This window comes from Rhizomicrobium sp. (assembly GCF_056722145.1).
In genome coordinates, this window is record NZ_JBWZET010000153.1 from 1 (window position 1) to 6,585 (window position 6,585).

7 protein-coding genes and 1 pseudogene are annotated in these 6,585 nt (G+C 64.2%); 1 reads left to right on the forward strand and 7 read right to left on the reverse strand.

All coding sequences use genetic code 11. The features are described from left to right. The 7 genes and pseudogenes from AC1P6P_RS08490 to AC1P6P_RS08520 all read right to left on the reverse strand — a co-directional run. Positions 1–620: tryptophanase (locus AC1P6P_RS08490; RefSeq protein WP_481402007.1), on the reverse strand; the 620-nt coding region annotated here is incomplete at its 3' end. Positions 621–724: 104 nt separating this feature from the next. Next, positions 725–1,051 (reverse strand): annotated as a pseudogene (locus AC1P6P_RS08495) (aspartyl protease family protein); the annotation flags it as partial. A gap of 87 nt (positions 1,052–1,138) precedes the next feature. After that, positions 1,139–1,402, reverse strand: a complete 264-nt coding sequence (locus AC1P6P_RS08500; RefSeq protein WP_481402008.1) for a hypothetical protein — start codon at positions 1,400–1,402, stop codon at positions 1,139–1,141. A gap of 61 nt (positions 1,403–1,463) precedes the next feature. Beyond that, on the reverse strand, positions 1,464–2,513 hold the full coding sequence (locus AC1P6P_RS08505; RefSeq protein WP_481402009.1) for a DUF4340 domain-containing protein: 1,050 nt from the start codon (positions 2,511–2,513) through the stop codon (positions 1,464–1,466). A gap of 7 nt (positions 2,514–2,520) precedes the next feature. Next, a complete protein-coding gene (locus AC1P6P_RS08510) occupies positions 2,521–4,392 on the reverse strand; it encodes a GldG family protein (protein ID WP_481402010.1) in 1,872 nt (623 codons plus the stop codon). A 1-nt stretch (position 4,393) separates the two neighbouring features. Then, a complete protein-coding gene (locus AC1P6P_RS08515) occupies positions 4,394–5,146 on the reverse strand; it encodes an ABC transporter permease subunit (protein ID WP_481402011.1) in 753 nt (250 codons plus the stop codon). A 187-nt stretch (positions 5,147–5,333) separates the two neighbouring features. Continuing rightward, positions 5,334–6,299, reverse strand: coding sequence for an ABC transporter ATP-binding protein (locus tag AC1P6P_RS08520; protein WP_481402012.1), 966 nt, complete (start codon positions 6,297–6,299; stop codon positions 5,334–5,336). 86 nt (positions 6,300–6,385) lie between these two features. Between AC1P6P_RS08520 and AC1P6P_RS08525 the strand changes: the two genes are divergently transcribed. Then, positions 6,386–6,585, forward strand: a 200-nt coding sequence (locus AC1P6P_RS08525) for a hypothetical protein (protein ID WP_481402013.1), incomplete at its 3' end; no start/stop codon positions are given.

The window sequence follows — 6,585 nt, forward strand, 5'->3', positions numbered from 1 at the left end:
CCGTATTTGTGCGCCATCGCCGCGGTGGCGCGAATGTTTTCGAGACTGACCGGCTGGCCGCCGCCGGCGTTATTCGTCACCGTTATCATCACGCACGGCACCGCATCGCCGGCATTGGCGAGAAAGCGCTCGAGCTTGGCGACATCCATGTTGCCCTTGAACGGGTGAATGCAATCGGGATCGTGGCCTTCTTCGATGACGAGATCGACCGCTTCGGCGCCGGTCGCTTCGATGTTGGCACGCGTGGTGTCGAAATGGGTGTTGGACGGCACCTGCTTGCGCGAGCCGCCGAGCACCGAGAACAGGATCGCTTCCGCCGCCCGGCCTTGATGCGTTGGCAAAATGTGCTGGAACGGGAACAGCGACTTCACCGCCGCCTCGAAGCGAAAGAACGAGGGGCTGCCGGCGTAGGATTCATCGCCGCCGATCAACGCCGCCTGCTGCGCCGCGCTCATCGCCGAGGTGCCGGAGTCGGTGAGCAGGTCGATCAAGACGTCGTCCGAATGCAGGCCGAAGAGGTTGTAATCGGCCGAGGCGACGAAGCATTCGCGCTCGTCGCGCGTCGTCATGCGGATCGGCTCCACAACCTTGATGCGGAACGGCTCGATGATGGTTTTCATGGCTTTACCCAGCGGCAGTGTCGGATAAGCCTGTCACGAAAATGCGTGATTGAGCAGGGTCGTTGAACGGGCCGGTGCCATCCCCTCAGCGCATGGCAGAAGGATCAGAAGCAGAAGCTGAAACTCCCGTCGCCCTCGATCTTCAGCGAGCCCATGCTGATGATGTCCATCCCCAGCAGCACATCGAATTTGGAGGAGGCGAAATTCAGCTCGGCCCCTTCGACGGGATTGCTGAAGACGTGCACGTTGGCGTCGTACAGTTCGTTACGCTGGCCGACCGTACCGAACGCGAACCCGACCTTGAAAACATAGTTATTGTGATATTGCAGGCCTGAAACACCGCGGATCGGGACCTTTCCGACCGGAATGAGGCCGACTTTTTCCGCCGCCGCATTCGTTATGCAGGTCGCCTGAGCGCCGGTATCGATTAGCGCGTTGCGTTCGGCGGCGCCGAGACGCGTTCCGCCACGCCGGCATCGAGAATGGCGACGTTCACGAAAGCTTGCGACCGATCGTGCTTACCCCAGATGCACGGCATGCGAAAAGAACCCCAGGTCGACGCTGGCTTCGGTGACTTCCTGGATTGAAAACATTTGGTCGGAATAGAGTTTTTGCCCGGCGACCAGCGCCTCGGTCAGGGTGTCGAAGAACCCGGTGATTTCGCGATGGCGCAAAAGCGCATATTGGCCGGCGTGCGTGGAAAGCAGGTCCGGCAGACGCTGCCGAAAGGCTTCAAGGTTGCGATCGACCTCGATTTGGCGCGCGTTTCTATCAGGTGCCACGAACGGTCACTCCGGACGAGGTCGCCAGGATAGCACCAGATGGTTGTGTCCGCCAAACCGCCTAATTCTTCGGCTTCAGCAGGCTTTCGAGGGTCGGGGCGAAGGCGGTGGCTTTGTAGGCGGGGAGTTTGAACGCCCAGCCGACCGTGTGGGCATTGATCGTCAAGGCTTCCTTGGCGGCTTTCTGGTTGCCCGGCGCGGCCATCGCGGCAATGCGGGCCCAGGTGGCGCCGTCGCGGCTGACGAGGTTAACCGTAACCTCCAGGCCATCGAAGCTGTGCAGCACCAGGCGCGGGCCGTCGTTGAAATTGAAATCGGTCGAGCGGGCGATGTCGTCGAAGCCGAAATCGCTGAGCGCGGCAGCAGTGGCATCGGCGGCGCCGGCAAAGACGAGTTCGCGGCCCTTGGGCAGCGGTGCGATGGTGAATGGCGCGGCGCTGGCGGTGCGGCTGGCGGTGTAGGCGGGGCCGGTGGCCGGTTTCACTTCCACCGAGGCGACATTGCCCATATCGAGATTGACGACGGATTTGTCCATCCACGCCGCCGGATCGGCTTTGATGGTGGCGGGACTCGTCACCAGGAAGCTTTGGTTCTCGCCGGCGCGGCGCACGAACAGGCCGACCTCGTCGCCCATCGGCGCCGCCTTGCCGACGATCATCGAGGCGAGCCGGTAGCCCTTGTCGGCCGCCAGCGTCACCAGCACGCCGTCGCCTTGCGGCGGCGGATCGAGATCGACGAAATGGAACAGGTCGGGGCGGTCGGTCTTGGGTTCCACCGTCTTCATCTCGGCGAAGGCGGCGAGGGTCTGGTTCAGCGTGTCGAGCGCAACCGGATAATTGCCCTTGCCCGGCAGCACCCAGCCCTTGGTCGGCACGAACGCGACTTCGAAGGCGCCAAACTTCTTCGACACGATGTAGATGTGGGTGGTTTCGCGATTGACCAGCTTGTGCTTGAGGCCGGGGAACAGATCCATCGGCTGATAGCGCGGCGCCAGCACGGCCTCGCGATAATAGAGCCCGCCGAGCGCGCCGCCGACGCTGACCAGTGCGACCGCCAGCAGCGCCGCCAAACGGCGGTCGCGACGACCATGGAAAAAGGCGGGGGCGTTCATGGCCGGCTCACAGATGGATGGCGCGGGCGCGACGGCGCCGGCGAATCCAGGCCAGCACCAGCGCGAACGCGGCGACCAATAGCGGCACCACCACGATGTTGATCAGCGCCAGCATGTCGCCGAGGGCATCGACGTCCTGGCGCAGATTGTGCTGCACCTGCCGCAGCTGGGTGCGGATTTCGGCGAGCTGACGCTTGAAAGCGTCGATCGCCTTCTGCTGCTGCGCCGACAATCCGCCCTGCGTGCCGCCCTGACCGCCGGCCTGCAGCGCGCGCAGCTGCTGTTCGGTGTCGGTGAGGCGGGCCTTGAGCGCATCTTCCTGCTGCTTGAACTCGCGTTCGGCGTCGGACTGGATGTCGCGCACCTTGAGGAAGGGGCGGTCGTTGGTGGCGCGGGTCCTGAGCGAGATGAGATCGGCCGAGCCGGTCAAATTCTCGATGGCGCCGAGCACGAAGGCATCGTTGTTGGCGAACGGCGCCGCCACCGCCTTGCCGTACATCTGCTCGACGCGGACCCAGAACTCGTCCTTGAACACGTCGGTGTCGGCCATGACGATGACGTTGATGTTGCTCGCACCCGCCACCTGCGTACCGGCGGCGCCCGCGGGCGCCCCATGGGGGAACGCGGTCTTGGCCGGGCCGGTGATCCGCGCGGTGATGATGTATTCCTCGCCGGTCGGATTGACCGACGACATCACCTCCTCAGGATTGGTCATTGCCCGCAGCCGGGTCTCCGCCACATCGAGCAGCGAGGCCTTGTCGGACGAGCCCATCAGCGAGGCGAACTTGGTGGTGGCGTTCTTGAGCGGCTTCAGCGCCCCGGCGCCGCCGAGATTGACGGCGCGCAAATTGGCGGTGACCGGATCGTCTTCGGAGAACTGATCGGCGGTCAGGTGCAGCCACACCGGATAGGCCATCGGCTGACCTTCGCGGGAAAGCTGCACGCGCTGCGCCAGCTTGAGATCGCCGATTTCCTTGGTGGTATCGAAGGCGATGCCCCACGACTGGAACAGGCGCGGCAAGGTCGAATAGGCGGCCAGCTGGCCGGGTTGCATGCCGCCCGTCTGCGCCAGTTCGGAATCGGGATCGACGAACACCAGCGCGCGGCCGCCCTTCAGCACGAACTGGTCGATGGCATAGGTCTGCAGGTCGGTGAGGGCGCCCGGCTGGACGATCATCAACACGTCGGTGCCGGCCGGAATCGCGGTGAAGTCGGGCGGCAGCATGTCGGTGGCATAGGCCTCCGACAGTTCCTGGTAGATCGCATAGGGGCGCGAGCGGCCAGCCATCATCGCCTGCATGCCGCCGGCGCCGGTATCGAGCGGCAGGCCGGAAATGATCGCGACCTTGTACTTCTTCGGCGTCGACAGCCGGTAGATCAGGGTGGTCAGGTCGTATTCGAGCAGGCCCTCACGCTCGGGGCTGAAATAGGGAAGGACCTCGTGCCCGTCGATGCGGTTGGTGCCGACGAGGCCGAAATAGACCGACTCGCCGGACTCGGTCGGCACCGGCGTGATGCCGGCGGCACTGGCTTCATCTTCCGCCGGCGTGTAGGGCTCGGGATCGACTTCCTCGAGGATGATCTTGCCGTGGCTGCGGCTGGCGTATTCGCGGAGCAGATCGCGCACACGCTGGGCATAGGCGCGGGTCTGGGCGTACTCGCTGGCGGTCTGCTTCGAGAAGAAGAAGCGCAGCGTCACCGGTTCCGACAGGCCGTTGATGATGTGCTTGGTGCCGTCCGACAGCGTGAAGCGGTGGGTGTCGGTGAGATCGATCTTGGCGGTGGTGACGGTGGCGTCGATCGCGATGTTGACGCCCAAGAACACCGCCGCGGCAAGCGCGATGGCGGCAATGGCGTAGTTGCGGCGGGAGAGCTGCATCTCAGCCTCCCTTCTTGAGGTCGACCACCACGATATTGGCGGCCAGGAACAGGGCGATCAGCGAGAAGAAGAACACGAGGTCGCGCAAATCGAGCACGCCCTGGGTGATGGAGGTGAAATGGGTCACGAAGCTGAACGAAGCGACGGCCTCCACGATGGCGTCGGGCGCCCAGGAGCGGAACACGTCGAGCACCAGCGGCGAGCCGGAAACGGTGAACAGGAAGCACACCACCACACTGACGACGAAGGCGATCACCTGATTGCCGGTGGTGGCCGAGATACAGGCGCCGATGGCGAGATAGCCGCCCGCCACCAGGAACGAGCCGATGTAGCTCGCCAGGATGACGCCGTTGTCGGGCGCACCGAGGTAATTGACCGTCAGCCAGATCGGGAAGGTGAGCAACAGCGCGATGCCGGTGAAGGCCCAGGCGGCGAGGTACTTGCCGATCACGGTCGCCCATAACGGGATCGGCAGCGTGAGGAGCAGCTCCATCGTGCCGCTGCGCCGCTCGTCGGCCCACAACCGCATCGAGATCGCCGGCACCAGGAAGAGATAGAGCCACGGGTGATAGGCGAAGAACACCGACAGGTCGGCGATGCCGTTCTCGAAGAAGTGGCCGACATAAAAGGTGAAGGCCCCCATCGTGAACAGGAAGATCACGATGAAGACATAGGCGAGCGGGGTGGCGAAATAGCCGCCAAACTCGCGCTTGAAGATCGGCCAGAGGGTGCGGAAGAAGCGGGGGATGGTCATCGAGGAGCGGTCCCCGAAAGTTTGAAACTTGTCATGGCCCGCGACTGCGGGCCATCCAGGTCACGCATGCACGAACACGTCGGAAAGGCCGCGGCGCTCACTGTCAAAGACGGAGCAACACGACCTGGGTCGCCCGCATTGGCGGGCGATGACACCGAGGTTGCGGGTGCGTTGTGCCAAGGCTTCCTCATTTGCGGGCCGCCTGTGCTGAGGCGCGGGCCGCGTCCGACGTCGTGATGGCGCGGAAGACTTCGTCGAGCCGGCCGGGTTCGGCGTACAGCTCCTTCACGGTCCACGCTTCCTTGGCCGCCAGTGCGCTGACCGCTTCGATCAGAAGCGCCCCGCTCTTGGGGAAGGCGGTGAGGCGCACGGTGTCGCCCAAGGGCTTGCGCTCGACCTGGGCGACCGACGTGATCGCCTTCAGTTTGGTCGCGGCGCCCTCGGCCTCGATCTCGGGCAGGGTCAGGGTCACCGCATTATGATAGCGCGAACGCGCCAGCAGTTCGGTCGGTGTGCCATCGGCGACCAGCGTGCCGCGGTCGATGATCACGGCGCGGGTGCAGATCGCTTCCACTTCTTCCAGGAGATGGGTGGAGACGATGATCGCCTTTTCCGCCGCCATGTCGCGGATCAGTCCGCGCACCGCGTGTTTCTGGTTGGGATCGAGACCGTCGGTCGGCTCGTCCATGATCAGCACCGGCGGATCGTGCAGGATCGCCTGCGCCAGGCCGACGCGGCGCTTGAAGCCTTTCGACAGGGTTTCGATCGGCTGTTCCAGCACCGGGGCGAGGTCGGTTTTCGCGATCACCGCGGCGACCTTGGCTTTGGCCTCGGCGCCTTTGAAGCCGCGGACTTCGGCGATGAAACCGAGGAACTGGCGGGGTGTCATGTCGCCGTAGGCGGGGGCGCCTTCGGGCAGATAGCCGATCAGCGCCTGGGCCTTGGTGGTGTCGGTCTCGATGTCGAAGCCGCAGATGGTCGCCTTGCCCGCGTCGGGGGCCAGGAAACCGGTGATCATCTTCATCGTGGTCGATTTGCCGGCGCCGTTGGGACCCAGAAATCCCAGGACTTCGCCTTTGGCGACGGTGAGACTGAGACTGGCGACGGCCGTCATCGGTCCGAACCGTTTGGTAAGTCCCTCGATCTCGATCATGGCTGGCTGCGGCGTGCTGTAACGGGGCCAAATCCTTTAGTGAAAACGGCTTTCCCTCGCAACCCTGACGAGGTTACAGATTGGACATGGCCTCACGTTTGACCCTCGACGCCCGCTTGGTCCTGCGCACCGCCCTGGTCGGCACCGTGCTGCAACTCGGCTTGTCCGGTATCGGACATTGGCGACCCTGGGTGGTTATCCATCTGTTTCTGTTCGGAAGAGCCATGCTGTCGGCGACGGCCGGCTACCTCTACGGGCTGATCCACGGCCGCGGCTATGGCGCCGG

Bases quoted from the DNA above. Each gene is read 5' to 3' on its own strand.
- AC1P6P_RS08510 (WP_481402010.1), bottom strand. From the start codon at position 4,392: ATGCAGCTCTCCCGCCGCAACTACGCCATTGCCGCCATCGCGCTTGCC.
- AC1P6P_RS08515 (WP_481402011.1), bottom strand. From the start codon at position 5,146: ATGACCATCCCCCGCTTCTTCCGCACCCTCTGGCCGATCTTCAAGCGC.
- AC1P6P_RS08520 (WP_481402012.1), bottom strand. From the start codon at position 6,299: ATGATCGAGATCGAGGGACTTACCAAACGGTTCGGACCGATGACGGCC.
- AC1P6P_RS08505 (WP_481402009.1), bottom strand. From the start codon at position 2,513: ATGAACGCCCCCGCCTTTTTCCATGGTCGTCGCGACCGCCGTTTGGCG.